The sequence below is a fragment of the Chryseobacterium indologenes genome, from assembly GCA_016025055.1.
Taxonomy (GTDB): Bacteria; Bacteroidota; Bacteroidia; order Flavobacteriales; family Weeksellaceae; genus Chryseobacterium; species Chryseobacterium indologenes.
In genome coordinates, this window is the sequence record CP065590.1 from 398,413 (window position 1) to 420,594 (window position 22,182).

At 36.8% G+C, this 22,182-nt stretch carries 16 protein-coding genes and 3 pseudogenes; 7 read left to right on the forward strand and 12 right to left on the reverse strand.

The features are described 5' to 3' along the window. Nucleotides 1-6: 6 nt before the first annotated feature. From H3Z85_01820 to H3Z85_01840, 5 genes and pseudogenes are all read right to left on the reverse strand, one after another. Nucleotides 7-3,345: a SusC/RagA family TonB-linked outer membrane protein gene (locus tag H3Z85_01820; protein ID QPQ52266.1), complete on the reverse strand. Its 3,339-nt coding sequence runs from the start codon at nucleotides 3,343-3,345 to the stop codon at nucleotides 7-9. Between the two features lie 6 nt (nucleotides 3,346-3,351). Then, nucleotides 3,352-5,936: pseudogene (locus H3Z85_01825) on the reverse strand (zinc-dependent metalloprotease). Between the two features lie 114 nt (nucleotides 5,937-6,050). Continuing rightward, nucleotides 6,051-7,635, reverse strand: a pseudogene (locus H3Z85_01830) (histidine kinase). A 231-nt stretch (nucleotides 7,636-7,866) separates the two neighbouring features. Further along, nucleotides 7,867-8,433, reverse strand: coding sequence for a cysteine hydrolase (locus H3Z85_01835; GenBank protein ID QPQ52267.1), 567 nt, complete (start codon nucleotides 8,431-8,433; stop codon nucleotides 7,867-7,869). Nucleotides 8,434-8,444: 11 nt separating this feature from the next. Then, on the reverse strand, nucleotides 8,445-9,389 hold the full coding sequence (locus H3Z85_01840) for an alpha/beta hydrolase (GenBank protein QPQ52268.1): 945 nt from the start codon (nucleotides 9,387-9,389) through the stop codon (nucleotides 8,445-8,447). 143 nt (nucleotides 9,390-9,532) lie between these two features. Between H3Z85_01840 and H3Z85_01845 the strand changes: the two genes are divergently transcribed. Continuing rightward, nucleotides 9,533-9,907, forward strand: coding sequence for a helix-turn-helix transcriptional regulator (locus H3Z85_01845; GenBank protein ID QPQ52269.1), 375 nt, complete (start codon nucleotides 9,533-9,535; stop codon nucleotides 9,905-9,907). A 17-nt stretch (nucleotides 9,908-9,924) separates the two neighbouring features. On the opposite strand, the gene H3Z85_01850 is transcribed toward H3Z85_01845, so the two are convergent. The 3 genes from H3Z85_01850 to H3Z85_01860 all read right to left on the reverse strand — a co-directional run bounded on the left by H3Z85_01850 (nucleotide 9,925) and on the right by H3Z85_01860 (nucleotide 12,892). Next, nucleotides 9,925-10,593 (reverse strand): hypothetical protein, encoded by a 669-nt coding sequence (locus H3Z85_01850; GenBank protein ID QPQ52270.1) that lies wholly within the window; start codon nucleotides 10,591-10,593, stop codon nucleotides 9,925-9,927. Nucleotides 10,594-10,603: 10 nt separating this feature from the next. Further along, complete coding sequence (locus tag H3Z85_01855) at nucleotides 10,604-11,623, reverse strand: alpha/beta hydrolase (GenBank protein ID QPQ52271.1); 1,020 nt, start codon at nucleotides 11,621-11,623, stop codon at nucleotides 10,604-10,606. A gap of 159 nt (nucleotides 11,624-11,782) precedes the next feature. Continuing rightward, nucleotides 11,783-12,892, reverse strand: coding sequence for a helix-turn-helix transcriptional regulator (locus H3Z85_01860; GenBank protein QPQ52272.1), 1,110 nt, complete (start codon nucleotides 12,890-12,892; stop codon nucleotides 11,783-11,785). Nucleotides 12,893-13,166: 274 nt separating this feature from the next. On the opposite strand from H3Z85_01860, the gene H3Z85_01865 reads away from it, so the two are divergent. The 3 genes from H3Z85_01865 to H3Z85_01875 are packed head-to-tail and all read left to right on the forward strand — an operon-like array spanning nucleotide 13,167 to nucleotide 15,185. After that, the gene (locus tag H3Z85_01865; GenBank protein QPQ52273.1) at nucleotides 13,167-14,342 is read left to right on the forward strand and encodes a thioredoxin family protein; all 1,176 of its coding nucleotides are present in this window, start codon (nucleotides 13,167-13,169) and stop codon (nucleotides 14,340-14,342) included. A gap of 8 nt (nucleotides 14,343-14,350) precedes the next feature. Next, complete coding sequence (locus tag H3Z85_01870; GenBank protein QPQ52274.1) at nucleotides 14,351-14,974, forward strand: DUF3575 domain-containing protein; 624 nt, start codon at nucleotides 14,351-14,353, stop codon at nucleotides 14,972-14,974. 4 nt (nucleotides 14,975-14,978) lie between these two features. Continuing rightward, nucleotides 14,979-15,185, forward strand: a complete 207-nt coding sequence (locus tag H3Z85_01875) for a hypothetical protein (protein QPQ52275.1) — start codon at nucleotides 14,979-14,981, stop codon at nucleotides 15,183-15,185. Here H3Z85_01875 and H3Z85_01880 read toward each other — a convergent pair. Beyond that, a pseudogene (locus tag H3Z85_01880) lies at nucleotides 15,186-16,381 on the reverse strand (DUF1343 domain-containing protein). Nucleotides 16,382-16,385: 4 nt separating this feature from the next. Here H3Z85_01880 and H3Z85_01885 point away from each other — a divergent pair. Together H3Z85_01885 and H3Z85_01890 are read left to right on the forward strand one after the other, a co-directional pair. After that, complete coding sequence (locus H3Z85_01885; protein ID QPQ52276.1) at nucleotides 16,386-17,615, forward strand: ABC transporter permease; 1,230 nt, start codon at nucleotides 16,386-16,388, stop codon at nucleotides 17,613-17,615. Between the two features lie 149 nt (nucleotides 17,616-17,764). Beyond that, a complete protein-coding gene (locus H3Z85_01890) occupies nucleotides 17,765-18,748 on the forward strand; it encodes a pyridoxal-phosphate dependent enzyme (protein ID QPQ52277.1) in 984 nt (327 codons plus the stop codon). Between the two features lie 50 nt (nucleotides 18,749-18,798). Here the strand turns inward: H3Z85_01890 and H3Z85_01895 are convergent, their stop codons facing one another. The 3 genes from H3Z85_01895 to H3Z85_01905 are packed head-to-tail and all read right to left on the reverse strand — an operon-like array spanning nucleotide 18,799 to nucleotide 20,587. Next, complete coding sequence (locus tag H3Z85_01895; GenBank protein ID QPQ52278.1) at nucleotides 18,799-19,326, reverse strand: YcxB family protein; 528 nt, start codon at nucleotides 19,324-19,326, stop codon at nucleotides 18,799-18,801. A 37-nt stretch (nucleotides 19,327-19,363) separates the two neighbouring features. Then, nucleotides 19,364-19,666 carry a MerR family transcriptional regulator gene (locus tag H3Z85_01900; protein QPQ52279.1) on the reverse strand — a complete coding sequence of 101 codons (303 nt, stop codon included), beginning with the start codon at nucleotides 19,664-19,666 and terminating at the stop codon, nucleotides 19,364-19,366. A 3-nt stretch (nucleotides 19,667-19,669) separates the two neighbouring features. Then, nucleotides 19,670-20,587 (reverse strand): J domain-containing protein, encoded by a 918-nt coding sequence (locus H3Z85_01905; GenBank protein ID QPQ52280.1) that lies wholly within the window; start codon nucleotides 20,585-20,587, stop codon nucleotides 19,670-19,672. 389 nt (nucleotides 20,588-20,976) lie between these two features. On the opposite strand from H3Z85_01905, the gene H3Z85_01910 reads away from it, so the two are divergent. Then, the gene (locus H3Z85_01910; protein QPQ52281.1) at nucleotides 20,977-22,176 is read left to right on the forward strand and encodes a dicarboxylate/amino acid:cation symporter; all 1,200 of its coding nucleotides are present in this window, start codon (nucleotides 20,977-20,979) and stop codon (nucleotides 22,174-22,176) included. The last annotated feature ends 6 nt before the right edge of the window (nucleotides 22,177-22,182 follow it).

Below are 22,182 nucleotides of genomic sequence, written 5' to 3' on the forward strand. Positions count from 1 at the left end.
CAAGTTTTAAAAAGAAACATTAAAGCCGATTGTCACTGATTTTGCAATAGGCTGTGCATAAATATTACCATAGGTTTCCGGATCGAAATATCCTTTATGACCATTGCTGAATACAAAAAGGTTACGACCTTCCACACTTAGCCTCAAACTACTGATTCCCATAGGATTCGTAAATTCTTTTGGAAGCGTATATCCCAAACGAATACTGCTGATTCTCAGATAGCTGATCTCTTTCGCCCAGATATCGAGAAGGCCATATGCATTATTAGGGCTGTCGGTAAGCCACTTATTCCCCATCCATCCCGGATTGTTTTCCATATTAGGACTTGTAATCGCCGGAAGTGAAGCGCCAGCTTCAAAGATATCCCTGGTATAATTTCTTCCTCTGTCCAGATCCATCCCTCTGTATGAAGGTGACCTCATCACCGTCTGTTTAAAGCTGAATGCTGCAGAAACAGTTAAGTCGAAATTATGGATTTTAAAAGTGTTGATAATACCTCCTGTGAATTTCGGATCTCTGTCACCAATATAAGTGAAGAGGCCTCTCATCTCCTCAGAAGTAAGCTTCGTTCCTACGAGCTGTCCCGGAAGAAATTCCTCATATACATCATAGAGTTTAAAGAAATCTTCAATTTTCACCTTTTCATTACCTTTCCAGAACATTGGATTTCCATTTTCGTCCATCCCAGCTGTTTTCAAAGCAAATACTGCATTTACAGGAAGGCCTTCTCTTGACGGAAGCATAGAATTTTGGCGTGGCTGCTCAGTAATAACGTTACTCTTGTTATGAGCTAAATTAATAGTGGTAGACCATTTGAAATTTTCTTTCTCTATATTTCTCGTAGATATTGCTACTTCAAAACCTTTGTTTGTAAGACTTCCCCAGTTCATCATTGTATAGTTGAATCCGGTTTCAAGGGGTGTTTCTCTCATACTGATCATATCTGTACCTTTTCTGCTGTAGACATCTGCAGTAAGGCTGATACGGTTTTTAAACAGTCCCAGATCAATTCCGAAGTTCACATTGGTTGTTTTTTCCCAACGAAGCTTGTCATTCGGAGAGGTTATTACATTAATGATTTCATGCTTTCCTCCCGGAAGAATCGTTGCTTCCCCGTATTCTCCGATAAAAAACGGCGATGTATTACGGTCAATATTTCCCTGTAAACCATAGGAAGCTCTTAATCTCAAATTAGAGATAAGAGAAACATTCTTCATAAACTCTTCCTTACTCACCAGCCATGACCCGGAAGCCGCCCAGATCGGCAGATACTTGTACTTTTTATTCATTCCGAACAAATTGGTTCCGTCGTATCTTACACTTCCGAAAAAGGTATATTTCTGGTCGTAGGTATAAGAAGCAGTCGCAAACATTGAAGCATAAGCATTCTCTACAGTAGGCATTTCACGATACGTTTCGTACTTTTTATCTCCTGCAAAATCGGAATTGGGGAATATAATCGGTGTCCCTGTTTTGGTAAGGCTATTAAAACCAAAAGCTCTGGTGACCTGAGTATTATCGATGGTTTTACGGATTTCAGTTCCGGCCATCAAATCGATCTCATGTACTGAATTAATTCTTGTGCTGTATAACCCCTGTAATTTCCAGTTATACTGAAAGAAATCATTATCCCAGTTTTGTTTTACGCCACCTGCCGGAAGGAAATAATTTGCTGTTCCGTTTTTAAAATAACGGGTTCCCTCTTTCATCTTTCTTGTAAAATAGGTATTTTCTGCGGCAAACTTCTCCGTTTTATTGGTGTCATACTGAAGTCCCAACTGTGAAACGAATTTAAGGCTCTTAGATACTTTATATTCTAAGTCTAAAATCCCTTTTAATGAGTGGTTTTTCAGGGTATAGCTGGTATTTTCTCTTTCTTCCAAGAAGTTAAAGGGAATGTAAGCATCTCTTGTTCCATCGATATCCGGATCATATTTATAGCTTCCGTCTGCATTAAAAGGTGTCAGATAAGGATTGGCATTTCTGGAATAATTAATAGGATTGGCTGCAGCATCTGCATCCGTCATGAATGATTCTTTCTCACTCTGAGTCCCAAAAATAGAGATCCCTGCACTAAATTTGTCGCTTATCTTATAATTGTTCTTTAAAGTAAGGTTATATCTTTTGAAACCTGTTCCTATCGTTGTTCCTTCTTCATCAAAATAACCTAATGAGAAATAATAATCTGAACGGTCGCTCCCTCCGGAAAGGCTTAATCCATATTGCTTGTTTATAGCATTTCTGTACAACAGTTTTCCCCAGTCGGTATTATTATTTCTTAAAGCATCAATCTGCTGGCGGGTGAATGGGTCCAGACCGGCTAAACCTCCGGCTCTGAAATTATCAAGCTGATTGTTTTTATTCAGGATTCTCATCACTTCTCCTTTATCGGCACGATAGGTCAGATCGGCACGCTTTGCAAGCATCAGCTCAAGATCAACTTTTTCACTGGAATTCAAAAGATTAAGCTTATCAAAATCAGGACGTGATGTAATGAAAGTGTCTGCAGAAAAATTCAGTCTCATACTTCCTTTCTTTCCTTTTTTCGTGGTAATGGAAATCACCCCGTTAGCTGCTCTCGCTCCATAAATCGCTGTTGCTGCAGCATCTTTTAAAATAGTGATATCTTCAATATCATTAGGGTTTAATCCTGCAATGGAAAAATTCTGAAGCTGGTCAATATTATCTTTGTCACTGAAATTCGGGACATCATTTCCTTCTAACGGAAGACCATCTACTACCCATAGCGGATCCTGCGGGCCGGATAAAGAAGCCGTACCACGAATTCTGATCTTGGCAGGTCCTCCTGGCGCTCCTGTTTCAGGAGTCACCACGACACCGGCGATTTGTCCGGACAACATCTGATCAACGCTGGCAACACCGGCCTGGTTGATCACATCCATTTTAACGGTAGCAACTGCTGAAGTCTGCTTACGTTTTTCAATTTTCTGATATCCTGTGATGATCACTTCCTGAATCTTATTTTTATCAGAAACCTCACCAGCCACCGGCATCAGTGATATATTATAATTTGTCTGATCTTCGTCAATCTGAATCAGCCTAGATTCATATCCAAGGTAGCTCACCAATACGGATTTCGTACCTTCAGGAACCTCCAGAGTAAATTTTCCGTTTTTATCTGTTATCGCTCCTACAGCCACACTTTCAATGATCCCGTCACGATTGGTACTGGAAGACACAGACTGGGTTTCAATTTTTATGGATGCTCCTGCAATTATTTTGGAGGTATTGCCGTCCTGGACTTTACCTGTGATGATTTTCTTTTGTTGGGCAAACGCAATATTAGCAGCCAAAAGAGGTAAAAGTATTAGAGATTTTTTCATAGCCGATTATTTATTTAAAGCCTCTTCGATTCGAATGATTAAGTCTGTGTAGTGAGCTCTTGATGAGTCGTCACCTTTGTATCTGCGTGTATTCAGTAAGTTCAATACCTTCTGCAGTTCTGCCCTTTTATAAGTCGTGACTTCAGATACTCTTTTCATGGATGAATAATTGATATTTCTCAGGTTGTGATCTTCTCCATGGAAATTGCAGATGGTTGGGATCGTTAATGTCTGATCAACCTTCAATCCTTTTACCGCTGTTTTTTCGAATAATTTATTCACTGAAACAATCAGAGCATCTACATAATTCTTTTGGGCCATTTTTTCCAGGATGGTCAGACTTCCTTTTTTATTAAAAACAGCTCCTCTCACCTGATCAAATAAATTTTCAACGGTGTAGATTTCTTCTTTTGAACCGGACATTTCATGTTTCAATTCATTTTCGAGGATTCTCAATAATCTGTCGTCCACAAACAAAGAATAGATATTGGCATACTGCATTCCTCTTGCTAAAGTATACGGAGTCTGCTCGAAAGGTCCCATCGGGGAGTTTTTAACAGGATATGTCTTTTCTGTTATCGGATTAAAAAACAACCATTCCGGAAGGTTGATGGCATTTTTTATAAGATAGTCAACCGCTCTTTTCTGAGTTTCAGCCGGTACGGCTTCGTACGCCTTCTTTTTACTTCCAAAAACTGTATTGTTAAGATAAATTCCCCCTACATTCGCCATCACATGACCGGTATACAAATCCCATTGCCCGATAACTCCAAAGTAGAGTTTACCGGCATCAGTGTATTCTTTTCCATCTTCATAGCTCCATTGTAAAAGATTATTAACAACAATTTTCAGGTTTTTCAATCCATATTCACTGGCCTTCATTGCATCGTCGCCGAGGTCTTCGGACTGTGAACGAGGGTCAATGGTTTCCAGATAACTTTGTTGCTCACCATAGAAATATAATGGATCATCCTGATGTTTTTCTATTAAATTCCTAAGGGCTTTCTTTTCTGAAAACTCATCCGGATACCAACGATAGCCCCATTCGATAGCATATTTATCATAAATCCCGATTTTTGGAGTGATAGCCGTCACACCATCTTCAGGTTGTGCTACATAATTATATCGGGCATAATCCATAATAGAAGGTGCTGTACCTCCCATTTTATCGGTAAATTCTTTTGAACGTAAAGATTCGACAGGAAATGCAAAAGAGGATCCCATATTATGTTTTAATCCAAAAGTATGTCCTACTTCATGGGATGATACAAAACGAATGGCTTCTCCCATGTAGTCATCACTGAATTTATTTCCTCTCGCTTTCGGATCTATAGGTCCTATCTGAATTCTCATCCATTCCTGAAGGGAGGTCATTACATTATGCCACCAGATGATATCAGATTCGATAATCTCACCACTCCTTGGATCAACTACAGACGGTCCCATCGCATTTGATTTAGGGGAAGCAGCGTAAGTAATTACGGAATATCTTACATCATCAATATCGAAGTCTTCATCTTTTTCATCCGGCATTTTTGCAATGACAGCATTTTTAAAACCGGCCTGTTCAAAAGCTGCCTGCCAGTCATATACTCCTGCAATAATTTTCTCACGCCATTGTTTTGGAGTGGCAGGATCAATATAATAAACGATTTGTTTTTTAGGTTCTACAAGCTCTCCTCTCAGATATTTTTCTTTGTCTTCATCTTTAGGTTCAAGGTTCCATCTGGTAATGAAGAATTTCTCGTCCATCTTCTGCTGGCGGTCATTAAAAGCCCAGTGTTTTTCATTGAAAAATCCAACTCTTGCATCAGAAATCCTGGGTTTCATGGGTATCTTGGAAAGCAATACCAGGTTGGTAGTCACTCCCAATGTCACAGGCAGATCAACTCCTCCTTCATTGACTGAAGTGGTCAGCTGAGACTTTACCACAAGGTTCTGAGGGAAAGTTTTAACTCCTTCAATGTAAGAAAGACTTGACTTTACGGAACCTCCAAGCCCTACATTCGCCAATACATCATTAAAGCTCTTCTGATTACCATCGAAAACTTTATTCACTTTAATAGCTACCGACGTAGAGTCATTGCTTTGTGCTTCAATATCAAAAACTTCAATCACAGATTCTGAAAAGTTATCTTTTACAGATCTTGTAATCGCATCATTCTTAGGAGAAGATACCTTTACGTCTGACGTTTTCACCCAGACTTTTTTGGCAACGTTATCACGGTGAAAAGAGATGATTTTATTTTCATAATTCATTCCCTTGTTCAGACCGGCCTCATTCACCTGCATGGGCACCTGAGACAGCTTGTTAACGACCAAAAATTGTCGTCCCATCAAACTGTCAGGAATTTCGAAATAAACATCCGTTTTAACCTGGATCGTATTAAAAAGGCCCTTTTTATAAGTTCCTTTTTGATCAGGTCTTCAATTTTTTTGGTTTTCTTTGAGGTTGACGATTCTGTTTTATCAATTTTGTCTTTGTTGACTTTCACTGTATCTTTTTTCTGTGCTATTGCCATCGGTGAGGCCATTGCCAGTCCTAAGTACAGTGCCAGTCTGTAATTCTTCATTAAAGTAGTCCGATTCATTCCAAATAGTAAATATCTTAGTTTCAGCCGGCAAAGCTATAGGTACAATAAATAATATGGGTATTATTAGGGAGTGAGAGGTTAGTTTTCGGGAGTGAGTGGATTTTTTTAATTTCACTCCATTAATGGCAAAAAGCATATAAAATATTCACCATCTACAGAAATATTAAGAGAATTAATTTTAAAATATTCATAAATTTGATTCAAATAGTTAATCCCGAATTTTTCTCCCTGTACAGTCTCTGTTTTTGGCTGCCAGGTATTCTTTACTATAATCCCGCCCTCTTCTACCGTTATGATAATCTCCAGCGGTTGATCTACGGTCGCAATATTGTGTTTTACAGCATTTTCTATAACAATCTGAAGCGATAAATAAGGGATCTGTTTTTTGAGACTTTTCTCATCCTGAATGGTCATACTGAAGATCAGCTCTTCATCAAACCTGCTTTTCAGGAGTTCCATATACTGTTGAATAAACTGAACTTCCTGAGAAACCGAAACAATATTTTCTTTAGGAGGCACGATGAGATATCTGTAAATCCGGGAAAGATTCATGGTAAACTTCCGGGCATTCTCTTTATTGATCCCAATAAGCATATACAATGAATTGAGTGAATTGAAAAGAAAATGGGGATTGATATTATTTTTAAGCTGCTGAAGCTGGTTGATCACTTCTGCTTTATGCATTTTTTTCATTCTCAACCAACAACAGGTTTTTTTCAGATTGTATCTTTTCTTTTTCCCTGTATGCTATATTGGTTGATCTTTGAAACAGAATGAAGACCGTGACAATAAGAAACAAAGCTGCTACGAAAATATAAACCGTATAAGCTTTTACCTTATTGGTATTTTCATCAATGATAAAGTTGACATGGTTCACCACTGCATAACCGTCAAAATTTTCTGTCTTCAAGGGTTTTATAAAGCGGGTAACTTCTACTCCAAGATATTCTGAAACGGCTGTTTCTTCTGTATAACCGGATTTAGCTTTTGCGCAAAGCGTGTCTTTTGGTTTAATATCTGTAAAATCAAAAACACGTTCTCCAATGTATTTTTTTTCAGGATGGGTAATGCAGATGCCTTCTTTAGTAAAAACATAAGCATAGGTATTTGAACTTTTGTCAACATTGGTAAAGTATTGATGCAGATCATCTAAACTTACTGTTGATCCGTAATACAAAACATTTTTTTCAGGTAGCACAAGAGAATCATAACTTACCCAGAACATACTGTCTTTACGACTGATCAAAAGATCTTTAAAGTGTCCGGAACCATTATTCTTTATTGTAACGGATCTTTGTGCCTTTTTCCGCTCTTTGAAAAGATCAGATAAAGGATTGTTGCTTTCATACTGCCCGGTTTTGTTGTTATCATAGTAATACCAGCTGTAGGTAAGCAGATTTCTTTTTTTATTTAAATCATTTAAAACCAAAGAATAATCTCTGTAGTTTTTAAGTCCGTCTTTCTGAATCAATTCACGAAGCAGATACTGATAGTCCTCAATATTCCTGAATTCATTTTCTACCGATTCATATTTTCTAAAGAAGGTTTTTCTCGCAAAATCTTCTGTATTTTTACGATTATCCTCAGCAATCAAATGGCTTAACACAGCAAAAGCCACGACTGCAATTAAACAGGTGGATAAAGCGGCAACGTAAATATATTTTGGGGATAAGGTGTGTTTAAAGGTAATACTCAATTTCTTCTGCATTCATATTACCATAAAAGAAAATCTGGCGATACGTATAATAAAGCCTATATTTTTACAATCTCTTTTGTGGATAATTTATTAGTTTGCAAAGATATAACAAAGATTCCGGGACCCAAAAGTGAATTATTTTTTTTCACCAATTAAACACTTTTCTTTTTTTTAAAAATAAAAATACGGCTAAAAACAGACCTTTGTAATGTATCAATTTATGATTTTTATCTATAGTTTTTTTAATAATTCTTCCGTATTCAGGATTGTTGCAAATTCGTCGTTCAGATTGGCTAACATCATCAGATGAACTAATCCTGCATCATATTTTTCTCCATTGATTCCCACTTTATCAAAAGCAGCTGTAGCATCAGAAACTACATAGGTTTCATACCCGAAATTTCCTGCCATTCTTGTGGTAGTAGACACACAATGATTGGTCGTAATTCCTAAAATCACCACCGTATTTATCTTCTGAAGGTCTAATTTTTCTTTCAGATCAGTACCTATAAAGGCACTGTTTACTTTTTTGGTAATCATACATTCACCATTTTGAGGTAAGACATAATCATTAAATTCAAATCCTGGATGCGTTTTATGCAATTTTGAAGAAAGATTTGTAGAACTATGCCGGATGTGAAATATCGGCAAACTCAAGCTTCGCCATTTTTCAAGTATCTTTCCGCTGATTTTTTCCGCATCTTTATTATTCCTGTTTCCTCCCCAATAATCTTCATCAAGAAATCCTTTTTGAACATCAATAAGAAGCAATGCCGGGTTTTTATCTCTTAATTTCATATTTTTAAAACTTATTTGAAAAGTCTGTTCAGAAGAAACTCTTTATATTCATCATTCATGGAAGAATCAAAGAGGTCAAATACATGCAGCGCTCCGGGAATCACCCATAGTTCAGTTTTTACACCTGCTTTATATAAAAGCTGAGCATAATCGATATCTTCATCCCTTAAAGGATCAAGTTCACAGGCAACAATGGTAGTCTGCGGTAACCGGGAAAAGTTATCATAATAGGTCAGATCCGAATATCTGATACTTTTATCTTTATTCTCTTTCCCCAATACATGCAGCCACGCAGTCTGGGCATACTTTTTATTCCATAGCGGGATATCGGTAAATTCTTCCATTGAAGAGGTATTCAGCTTGTTATGAATCACCGGATATAATAAGAACTGATGTTTTATATTCTGAATGCCACGGTCTGCAGCCATTTGAGCCACTGCTGCGGCCAAATGCCCTCCGGCACTTGCCCCGAATACAGTAATACCATCAGGATTCACTCCCAGTTGATCTTCACCATGACCAATCACCCATTGCAAAGCATCAAACCCATCCAAAACCGGCATTGGAAACCCATACTGAGGTGAGAGTCTGTAATCTACGGAGATGATGGTCGCATCTAGTTTATCTGCTATTTCAAACATTTGATGGTCCACTTGTTCTGGAAGTCCAAAAACATATCCTCCTCCATGAAAATAAAGAAGAACCCTTTCCCGGTTGAAATTTTCAGACTGATAAACATGAAGCCTGATATCATATCCATCTTCTGAGCTTGGTATAAAAATATCTTTCACAAGGATATGATCCGGTTTTTTAAAAGGATGAGCTTTCGTAAATTCTTTTCTTTCCTGCTGAATAATTTCCGGAGCATTCAAAAATAAATTTCCATCAATTTCCAATGAATAAGGAACATTTTCAATACTGTATTTCAATTCTTTGTCTATTCTATTAAAATCCATCCTATTATGAATATTTTATTGTACATCTATAATAAAGTCTCTTTTGGGCTCTATATTTCCTGTTTTTATTTGTAAATTTAGTCTATCAATAGAGTGCTTTCCAAGTATACAAAAGATTGTATGGAACGAACAAAAATGTAAGTATGAGTATTAAAGAATCATCTACCAATAATGAAAATAAAAAAACACTGGAGTACAGCTGCTCAGAAATATATGCTGTCAATCTGATCAGTGGTCGCTGGATTCTCTCGATCTGTTATCATCTAAAGCAGGAGAAACTCAGATTTTTTGAGTTGAAAGATAAGATCCCCAACATTTCCGAAAGAATGCTTACCCTACAGCTGAAAAAAATGGAACAGGAAAAACTTATTATCAAGACCATATATCCAGAAGTTCCGGTAAAAGTAGAATATGAACTTACTGAAATTGGAAAAAAACTGCTTCCGGTTCTGAATCAGCTTGAAATATGGGGTAAGGAACATAAAGAGATCAAAAAAATAACGGATCATCCTAATTAAAAGACGACCCGCCTGTTTTACAGTTTATAATTATAACCTATCTGCACTAAAAAAGGCAATCTAGGTTTAGTTTTAAAATCCTGTGACACAATATTTCCCAGTTTCACATAGATTTCCTGTCGGGAGAAAGAGTACCCTCCTTGTATTCCATAATAAAAATTGCCTCCCGCGGCCGGCTCATACCATCCGTTTTTTACTTCGGGATAGATTTCTTTATAATGTTCCGAATGTCTGAAATGAGTCACAATAGCTTTATCAAACCCTACTTCACCTCCAGCAAACCAGGTAGGTCTGTAATAACCGATCACTCCCGCCATATCTACTCCAAAATTGGAAATAGCAACATTCTTATTTTCAAACTTCCGGAATATACCCTGGATTCTTGTTGAAAACTGAACATCATGAATTTTGGCCCAGCGTACATGAGCACCTGCCTTCACCTTAAAATCATCCAACAATGTGTTCCCTGACGGAATAGACGCTTCAGCTCCTATTATCAATGGGAAAAACCTGTTGTCGAAATGGTAACCATATCCCAATCCGAAAATAACCCCATATTCTGTTCCAATATTGGCATTGAGTATATGTTTTTCTTTGGCATTCAGTGCATACCAATTTACTGTTTGTGACCTGATGGGATAAGTAACCATCATCATGATCCAAACTAATAATATATTTTTTTTCATGATATTCATTTTAAAGACTGCCAATGAGAGTAATGATTTGGGGTTTTGTATAATTATCCCAGGCATTAAGATTGCTAATAATGCCGTCATGCCCCACTCCAGGGATTTTTACTTTGGTCACATTCTTATAACTGGATGTTATTTTTTGAGCCCATGAATCCGGGTACGCTTTATTTTTTTCGCTATAGAAAAAAAGAACCGGACCATTATAGTTCTGCAGTCCTTTAGAAAAGTCTATGTTATATTTATCTCCACTTTCAAAAAGAGCATCCATAATAACAGCTCCGCTCCTCCAGCTTATACTTGGATCAAAATCGCCTTCGCCTGTAATACTGTTCTTTGAGGCCAGCATAAGCATCTTATAATCTAAAATCTCATGTTGATCTTCTTTTCCAGAAATAAACTGATCCAGATAGGTTGCATCATTAAGGATTTCGTTCCATATTTTAAATGATCTGGATTCTTTTACATAATGAGTAACGTCATTCCAAACCAGACCTCCAGGCTCACAAAGAATAAGCCCCTGGATATCATTAGGATATTTTCCTGCATAGCCCGAAGCCAACATTGCACCCCAAGAATGCCCCAGAAGCACCACTTTTTGTTCAGGTTTTTTACGATAATAAGCAATAACAGCATGCAGTTCGTCATACATCAGCTCCATAACTTCTGCCCCTAAAGACAGATAAGACTGTCTAGAAAATCGTTGAGAAAGTCCAGATCCTCTTTGATCATAAAACACAACCCTGTATCCATTATTTATAAGGTTTTTACAATTAAAGAGATAACGGTAGTCTCCACCTGGTCCTCCATGAAGTGGAATGACAATTGTTCCGTCTTCAGGACCAAAAGCTTCGGAATGAAGTTTAGCTCCGTTGATGGAGATGAAAGGAAGAGAAGTATCCTGATCTACGGTTTTTGGAACCAGATTTCCCGGTTCATCAATAGCCCTCCCATCTGTACATGAAATTAACATGATAAGTGACGTTAAAACTGCCAATGCGGAATTCTTTTTTATAAAAGCAATCATACTTTTGGGTTTAAAAGTTATGATGCAAAGATTCAGCATTTTCCAAAGCTGGTCGCCCCATCAGGAAAGTTGGAACATCACAACATAAAAACACAAACGATTGATTAAATGAACGTTATGAAAAATGAAACGTTTACCCTGAGCGATGAAACTCAGGATTCAGACTTTCTGGTACTCACTCGGAGTGACGCCGGTATATTTTTTAAAATTTCGGTTGAAAGATGTTTTGGAATTAAAACCACAGTCTAATGCAATAGAAAGTAAAGTATATTGTTTGCTTTCAGGCTGTGAAATTCTCTGTAAAAATTCTTCAATTCTTTTTTGATTAATCAGTTCATAAAAATTTTTATTTTCGACGGAATTGATAACCTGAGATAAAGAATTCGGATGAACTTCCAACAATGTGGCAAGTTCATTCAGCGTAAGATTAGGATTGATAAACGGTTTCTCTTCATCCAATACCTTTTGAAGCCTTACATGGATGTCTTCAATACTTTTTTCTGTAAGTCCTGATTTCTGGTACTTCTTTTCAATAGGTAAAAAATCTTTTCCTTCAACTTCAGAAACCGTATTTATTTCATTTTCAGTAAGTAAAAAGACCAATGCCGGCTGGTTGAAGACCTGCACCTGTTTGATTCCAAAGTATCCCAGCCATAGGATAAATACAGCAACAGCTCCGTAAATAATATCTGTATTTGAAAAAAGGACCAGTCCCCAGATCAGCGTGATCCATAGAATAAGATACAGCAACCAGTTAAAGTTGATCTTTTCCGTATTGGAAAACTGCTGAACCATTTTGTTCCGAAATAGGTATAAAGTCCGGAATGAAAGAATCACATAGGCTACTCCTGAAATATAAATAAAATAAAGTCTCAGCAGCATTTCGGTTTCAAATCCGCTTCCTTTATGTTTAAAAATTTCCACCCTTTCCTCAAAAGGAGCTGCATAAAAGGAAAGAAACATACAATTACAGATCAGAAAAGGAATAAAATGCAGCAGATATTTCCACGAAAAAGGCTCAGGAGATGTTTGTTTTTTAACATATATATATAAAAAGGGACCGTATAAAACCGGTAATATAAATCCAAGAAAAATAAATGACGGGTATTTGATATACTGGCCGGTAAGAAGCATATAGTGACCTGCCAGATTCAGACCAATCGCTGCCAGCCATGTAGCAAGAATAAGATCAGCAGTATTTCTATTTCTTTTTGTCATTAAAAGAAAAGCCAGAAATAAAGCGAGAAAAACGCCGGACAAGTAAAGCATAACGCTCTAATATTTTGTTAGTTGCATCAATAAAAGCACTGACTGTTACAAAAATAAACATAATTTTAAAGCAAAAATCAATCGCAAATTAATTTCTGTAATAATACAACGAAATAATGATAAGAGGTAAAATTATACCCCTACAAGAAGATGAAATGACTTCTCTTCAGAGCGTCACTAAGTCTTAAAAATAGTTAATATACGCATCCGAACGGTAGATTCAGCATTTTATATTTCTAAAATTAATTATCTTCGCTCACAAATCAAATTTGAAATGAAGAAGATCATCTCCGGGATATCTATTTTTTGTGCTGTGATTATTTCTGCCCAGGAAGCTATCCAATTTCAGGAACTGCCATTTAAGGATATTCTTGCAAAGGCTAAAAAGGAAAAAAAATTGGTTTTTGTAGATGCCTATGCTTCATGGTGTGGCCCATGTAAAATGATGGAGCACAACGTATTTACCAAAAAATCTGTCGGAGACTATTACAACGCCAATTTCATCAATGCAAGATTTGATATGGAAAAAGGAGAAGGAAGGGAAATTGCAGCTAAATTTGGAGTTCGCTCTTATCCCACCTATCTTTTCCTCAATGGTGAAGGGGAGCTTGTTTCGCGAAATACCGGATACATGGAGGAGAGTCTTTTTGTGGCGATGGCTCAGGATATCAACTCACCAGGTAATAAAAAAGGATCTCTTAAAGATAAATTTGCCAGTGGTGAAAAAGATCCTGATTTCCTGATCAATATTATGAAGCTTAATTCCAGCTCTGATTATGAATTTGCCAAAAAGGCCTCTGAGAGATATTTTGATAATAAAAAGAAAACTGAGGAACTTTCCAAAGAAGAAATTGGTTTTTTGTTGTATTTCTTAAAGTCTACAGAAGATTCCAATTATGCAACTTTCGTATCCAGAAAGGCTGATATCACCAAGTACCTCCCGGAAGAAACCTATAAAGAATTTGATGCTCAATTAAAATTATCTAAAATAGTAGAACAGGCTATTGATGATAAGAATAAAAGGATCAACGATGATTACTTCATGAAGATCGCCGAGCCTTTAGTAGGGAAAGAGGCGGCACATACAAAACTCAATCAGACCAAACTTAGCTATTATGAAGTAAATGCTAATTTTCCTGAGTATGAAAAAGCAGCGCTGGATTATTATAAAAACCCGGACACTTTTGAACCCAATGAACTTCTGAGAGCCGCATGGGTATTTGCTGATCATGTGAAGACTCCGGCCTCCCTAAAAAAAGCAACAGAATGGGCTGAAAAATCTGTCATGAGGGGAGAAACTTCCGAAAACACTTATATTCTTGCTAAACTTTACTTCCTGACAGGAAATAAGGAAGTGGCAAAAAATTATGCAGAAATGTCTAAAAACATAGCCGTTCAGGCCAACAAAGATTCGAAACTGGCAGAAGAATTACTTACGCAAATAAAATAACACTCAGAATGAAATATAAATTATTGACAGCTGCGCTGGCTGTCTTATCGATAGGAACGATTAATGCTCAGGAAAAACAAGAACAGGATAAAAGTTTGTACATTAAAGGAAATGCTCTATTCATTCCGATAGGTATTTTAAATGCAGGCATCGAAAAGCAGGTAAGTCCTAAATATACAATTCAGGGAGATGTATTTATTTCACCATGGAAATCGTTTGCAGGGCACAAATTGCAATTTTATTCTGCCTCAATTGAGGGAAGATATTATTTTAAAGAAGCATTTAAACATTGGTATATAGGAGCAAATCTTGGTGTTGCAGCCTATAATGCACAAAAATGGAATTATTGGAAGGATGATATATACACAAATGATAATGGAGAACAATTCATAACTTCCAATCTATATCAAAAGGGGTTTTCAATAATGCTGGGAGTAACTGGCGGCTACCAATTCCAACTATCAGACCGATGGAATCTGGATGTATATGCAACAATAGGAACATCACAAGGATTTTATAAAGGCTATGATCGTACTACAGGATTACGTTATGAATCTGCAGAAAAGTTCAATAAAAGTGGAGAAATTATTCCTTACAGAGGAGGTGTAATGATTTCATACAAACTAAAATAACATTATGAAACCTTTCGGAAAAAATCATATTATTATCTCCGTGATCACTTTTGTGATCCTTTTTTTAATGAATTATCTGGGAAATGATCTTCCGGATAAATTACAAAGAGCTTTACTGACTGCGTTTGCAGGTGTTGTAGGCTTGACGATAGGGTTGTTTATCTTAAACAAGGGCAAGAATGATAAAAATCCGCCCCATAATTTTGATTAATTAATCTTCATAAGTCACATATTTGACCCTGATCTTTTCAAAACTTTCCAGGTCAGCTTTCCATGATGCTTTAATTTCCGGAATTGATCTGCCAGCAATAATTTGTTTTCTGAGCTCATCAGTTCCGGAAAGTGTATCGAACCACAGATTTTTTAAAAGAAATCCTGTTGGGAATTTTTGTAATTCCTATATGCTTTAAGCACCCACTCAAGATTAAGCTCTCTCAAATCTTTTGGATAATTTGAAAGATTTTCGCCATAGCATAATTTCCCGTTGAGGAAAGGATCTTTTGCCCCATAACTTGGCTTGGGTGTAAACTGGTAAGGTAAATTGACTGTCCACGGAGAACCATAAATCTGAAAAGGAAGCTCCGTACCTCTTCCGACAGAAACCTGAGTTCCTTCAAAAAAGCATAAACTCGGATATAAATTGATAGCTTTATCATTCGGTAAATTGGGAGAAGGCTTATCTAAAATAGGATAACGCTGCTTTTTATGATAATTCTTCATCGGGATAAGGGTATATTTTGCCTGAACTCCATTTTTTAACCACTTTTCACCATTAACCATTTTTCCATATTCTCCAATAGTCAATCCATACACTACAGGCACTTCATGCATCCCTACGAAACTGGTCCATTTCTTTTTCAAAACCGGCCCGTCCGTATAGCCGTCATGCGGATTGGGACGATCCAGAACCATAATCTCTACTTTATTTTCAGCGCCAGCTTCCATCAAATAACTTAAAGTTGAAATATAAGTATAGAATCTTACCCCTACATCCTGAATATCAAAAACGACAATATCAATACCTTTCAACTGCTCTGCTGTCGGCTTTTTATTATTTCCATATAAAGAAACGATAGGAATTCCCGTTTTGATATCTACTCCGTTTTTCACTTTTGCGCCTGCGTCTGCATCTCCTCTGAAACCATGTTCCGGAGCAAAAATAGATTTAATCTTAATATTATTCTGTACTAAAAAATCTACCAGGTGTGTTCTGTCACTCATCAATCCAGTTTGATTCGTTACAATTCCCACCGTTTTATTTTTCAGCAGAGGCAAATACACTTCAGGTTGGTCTGCACCGGTTTTAAAATCCCGTTGAACTTGAGTCTGAGAATAATATTGACTGAATACTCCTAAAAAAATTAGGCAAATAAGAAGTAAATTTTTAATTTTGAAATCTAAATTCATAAGCTTGAAGTTTCCTTTATATTTCTCTAGAAAAATAGCATTTTCCAAAGATAACAAAAATAACCTTTCAAGGGTTATCATCTTCATTGGCAGGCTCTCCGTGGCACTCGGGATCATTGTCTCCCTTATCACAGTAGCTACCGGTTTTGGCTCCAAAAAAGCAATTAAAGAGAGACTTGCAGATTTCAGTGGACATATCACGGTACGATCAACCCGTTCCAACTCCTCATACAATACTTCAGTATTGGATAATCAAGGCCTTAATCTTGCAAAAATAAAAGAACTTAAGGATGTAGAAAGTGTACAGAAATATGTGACCGTTACAGGTATTATGCGTAACGAGCACAACTTTTCCGGAATTATTTTTAAAGGAATAGGAAAAGATTTTGACAGTTTACGATTCAAAAAATTTCTGATTGCCGGTACTACACCTAAGGTAACAGAAGAAGGCTTTAACAATAATGTAACAATCTCTCAGAAAATAGCAAACGATCTTCACCTTAAGTTGAATGACAGTATTGTAACTGTATTCTTAAAAGCTGACCAGAAACCCCTTTACCGTAAATTCAGAATTATTGGAATTTATAAAACGGATATTAAACTGATCGACGAACAGTTTGTAATAGGGGGAATCAACCACGCAAGAAAAATTCAGGACATGAAGAATGATGAAATTGGTGGAATTGATATTTTCCTGAAAAATGTAAACGATATCGACAAAGATTTCCCGGAAATTGAAAAATTGATCGGGTATAAAAACTATGCTGAAAAAGCAACTGAAAAATTCCCCCAGATTACAGACTGGATTAGTATTTTCGATACCAATATTGCTTTGATCATCATTATCATGCTTATTGTAGTGGTTATCAATATCATCATGGTACTTCTGATCCTTATCATCGAAAGAACCAATTCCATTGGCCTTCTTAAAACATTGGGGGCCAGCAATTCCCAAATCAGGGCAACCTTTATCAATTATACTCTTATCATTATGATTCCGGGTCTTTTATATGGAAACGGTATTGGTCTCGGCCTTATTTTGATTCAAAAATTCTTTGGTATTATAAAACTTAATCCGGAAAATTACTACGTCAGTACTGTTCCTGTAGATCTTAATCCTGTCGCGATTATTTCTATTTCAGTAGGAATTCTGATCATTTCAGGACTCGCTTTGATCATTCCGAGCTACCTGATCAGTAAAATTTCTCCGGTTAAAGCAATTAAGTATAACTAATACAATAATTAATAATTAATAATTGATAATTGATAATTGATAATTGATAATTGATAATGAAAGCTAAGCATTATATCAATTGTCTCCGACTTTATCTGGTGCAGCGGTAATTTTAAAAGCCTTATCTTTGCATCGCTTATAAAACATTTATGAAATACGCAAAAAATATTCTTGAAACGATAGGTAATACTCCACTTGTACAACTTAACAAAGTATTGGGTGAAGACTTTCCAGCCTTAGTTTTAGCAAAAGTAGAAACATTCAATCCCGGGAATTCCGTAAAGGACAGAATGGCTCTTAAAATGATAGAAGATGCCGAAAAAGACGGCAGATTAAAACCTGGAGGAACCATTATAGAAGGAACTTCCGGTAATACAGGAATGGGGCTGGCCCTTGCTGCCATTATCAAAGGTTATAAATGTATCTTTGTAACCAATTCTAAACAGTCAAAAGAAAAGTGCGATATCCTTCGCGCTGTGGGAGCAGAGGTGATTGTTTGCCCTACCGATGTAAAGCCAACCGATCCTCGTTCTTATTATTCAGTATCCAAAAGGCTGGCAAAAGAAACGGAAAACGGATGGTACGTAAACCAATATGATAACTTGTCTAACAGAGCAGCTCATTACGAATCTACTGCTCCTGAAATCTGGGAACAAACGGAAGGAAAACTGACTCATTTTGTGGTAGGAGCCGGTACGGGAGGTACTATTACAGGATGCGGAACTTTTTTCAAGGAAAAAAATAAAGATATTAAGGTAATCGGAGTTGACACCTATGGTTCTATCCTTAAGGAGTTTCATGAAACAGGTGAATTACACTACGACCATGCTTATACTTACATCACAGAAGGAATTGGTGAAGACATTATTCCAGAAAACTATGATATGTCTGTTATTGACCATTTTGAAAAAGTAACGGACAAAGACGGAGCTATCTATGCCAGAAAGCTGGCTAAAGAAGAAGGAATCTTCTGTGGATATTCTGCGGGAAGTGCTATTGCTTCTTTGGTTCAGATGAAAGACCAATTTACAAAAGATGATGTCATCGTGGTCTTACTGCATGACCACGGATCAAGATATGTAGGTAAAATCTACAATGACGAATGGATGAAGGAAATGGGCTGGTTAGAATAATAAAAGTTCATTGATACATACAAAAACGGAGCAAAATTTTGCTCCGTTTTCTATTTCCTGATACGATCTTTCAGTATTTTTTTCAGAAGATCATAGTCTTTTCCGCTCATTGATTTTTTGGGAAACATATAACTATATTTTCCCTCAAGAGAAATGAATTCGTCATTAGCATCACAATATTCAAAGTCAGTCCACTCACTGGTTTCTTTTTCACCGTCGATATTGACTGTGAAGAAGTTCCGATCAAACCTTATTTCATAGATTTTACAATTCTCAAGCATACTCAGGTACTGATTTACCTGTTTTTTCCATCTCGAAACTTTATTAACACCTACTGACAAAAAAATAGCACAAAGCAGGAATATAAAACTTAAAAAGTATAAAATTCCTACACTGTCATCACTTAGATATCCTTTTAAAAGGGAAGCAATAAACAAAACAGCTGCAGCAATAAGGGTTGTTATCGTCTTAGATTTTGTAGCAGGTGAGAAAAGTAAACTCCCCTGATTTCCGCTAAAATAAATCTCTTCAAAATTCTTCCTGTCAGGTTTTAATGTAATAACCTTTTCCTCATTCATAAAAAAGTAATTTGCTTTAAAAACCTACAAAGCTAAACTAAATATCTTCATATTGATCCTTTATTGCAGAAAGTTTATTCATCAGCTCTCTGTTTCTTTTATTCAATGCGTCCAGTTTTTTCAGCATATTATGAATAACTTCCAATCCCGGAAGATTTATTTCAAGGTCATAATGCCAGTTGGCAAACTTTTCAAGGTCAGGTAAGTCTTCATACATCAAGTAATGAACTTCGTTTTCTACCTGCACATGTAGCAGCCCATACTCTACAAGGTCATCAAAAAAAGTGATTTCTATATTGTATATTTTTACGAGTTCTTCGCGTGATATTCTTTCACTCATAGCCTAGGAGTTTTTTAGTTGTTCAAAAAGTTCTTTCTGCTTATCTGTAAGATTCGTTGGCAATTTTACTTCATAGGTTACAAAAAGATCACCATACTCTCCCTCTTTTTTGTATACAGGAAAACCTTTTCCTTTCAATCTTACCGTAACTCCGTTTTGGGTTTCCGGTTTTACTTTGAGATTTACAGTGCTATCTAAAGTATTCACTTTTACATCACCACCTAAAACAGCAGTATATAAATCAATAGGTACTTTAGTTTTTAAATCATCACCAATTCTTTCAAAGTCCGGATCCACGGGAATATTAAAGGTAATATACAAATCTCCGCTAGGGCCTCCGTTTACTCCCGGATTTCCATGACCTTTCAATTTGATCTGTTGCCCATCATATACTCCTGCCGGAATAGTAATTCTTACTTTCCTTCCGTTGATTTCGAAAGTCTGCGGATGTGTTTTTGCGGCATCTCTTAAATTAAGGTTCAACTCAGCCTGTATATCCTGCCCTTTGAACTTCCCGGAAGCCCTTCCTCTTGAGTTTCTTCCAAAACCTCCTGTGCTGCCGCCAAACATATCCTGGAAGAAATCAGAGAAATCTTCGCCTTCGCCAAAATCAGCACCGGAGAATCCTCCGCCATAATTCTGATGCTGGCGTTGATACTGTCTTTGCTGCTGCTGGGCTTTTTCATACTCTTCACCATGTTTCCAGTTTTCTCCATATTTATCGTATTTGGCACGATTTTCAGGATTACTGAGGACTTCATTAGCTTCGTTCAGCTCTTTAAATTTTTTTTCTGATTCTTTATCATCAGGATTGAGATCAGGATGCAGTTTTCTAGCCAGCTTACGGTAGGCTTTTTTAATGTCATCCTGTGTTGCGCTTTTATCTACGCCTAAAATTTTATAGTAATCTATATAAGCCATAGAAACGATATTTACTCAAATTTATGAATTTTATCTTTGAAACCCACACTCGAAAAAGCTTAAAAACAAAAAAAGTAAAGACTGGCAGGACATGTTGTGAACAATTATCTATGGATAATATTAAGTAATACCTCGTATTTATCATGAGGTAGCCTGTCATGAGATGGTCCCCTTATGTGTATGTATTCATTTTACTGTACATCCCCTGTTTTGCCATCTATATTTATAGATACAAACAAGGAATTTATAGAAAAATAATCCATTTTTAATTATTAAAACAATAAGAACTACTTTAGTATTTCACAATTATGATAAAACATATTTGAAATTACTAAATTCGATTTCTTCATACCCATATAAAAAAACTTATCTTTGATAAAAACCACCGCATGAGAGAGGTACTAAAAAATTACTCAGGAATCATATTTTTATTATTAGGAATTACTATTGGAAGTGTTATCGGAATTGTAACCCCTGATTTTGTGGAATATATAAAGCCTGTCGGAGATATATTTCTTAATCTCCTATTTGTAAGTGTGGTCCCACTCGTATTTTTTGCAGTATCCAATTCTATCGCATCTCTTGAGCAACAATCTGAATTTGGAAGAATTATTCTTGTAATGGCCCTTACCTTTTTGTTTTTCATTTTGACAGCGGCCGTTTTTACGATCGGTGCGGTTTACCTTTTTCCTGTTTCAGGAATTTCGGGAAGTTCGCAGGTAGTCACAGAGACAGCCAGTGACGAAAGCTGGGGAAACAGAATTGTCAGTTTTTTCACGGTAGGAGAATTTACGGCTCTTTTTTCAAGGCAAAATATGCTGGCGCTACTTATTTTTGCTTTCATGACAGGTTTTGCAGCCAGGAAAACGGGAGAAGCAGGACAGCCTTTCAGAGTTTTTATTGCTTCGGGGTATGAGGTAATGAAGGAATTGCTCTTACTGGTTATGAAGCTTGCCCCTATCGGTTTGGGTGCTTATTTTGCATTTCAGGTTGCTACTCTGGGGCCACAGCTTTTTGGATTCTATGCTAAACCTTTGGGGCTGTATTATATTGCAGGTATCATCTATTTTCTTGTTTTCTTTTCACTTTATGCGTTTATGGCGCAAGGCCAGAATGGAGTTAAAAACTTTTGGAAGAATGCGATCTATCCTACCCTGACAGCAATCAGTACATGCAGCAGTTTTGCTACCATGCCTGCCAATTTACAGGCGGCTTCCAAAATTGGAATTCCCAATCCTATTGCCAATCTTGTGATCCCGATCGGTACCACGTTGCATAAAAACGGGTCTTCTATGTCGTCAATTATTAAAATCTACGTTGCTTTTCTTATTATCGGAAAGGATTTTTTTGATCCTGCCAACTTACTTTTAGCTTTAGGAATCACTGTATTTGTTAGTATTGTAGCAGGCGGAATCCCGAACGGCGGATATATTGGAGAAATGTTGATGATCTCTGTATATAAATTACCACAGGAAGCTATCCCGGCGGTAATGATTATCGGGACCCTGGTTGATCCTCTGGCGACTGTTCTGAATTCTGTGGGCGATATTGTCGCTGCAATGTTTGTGAACCGGTTTGTGAAGGTGTAAAAAATT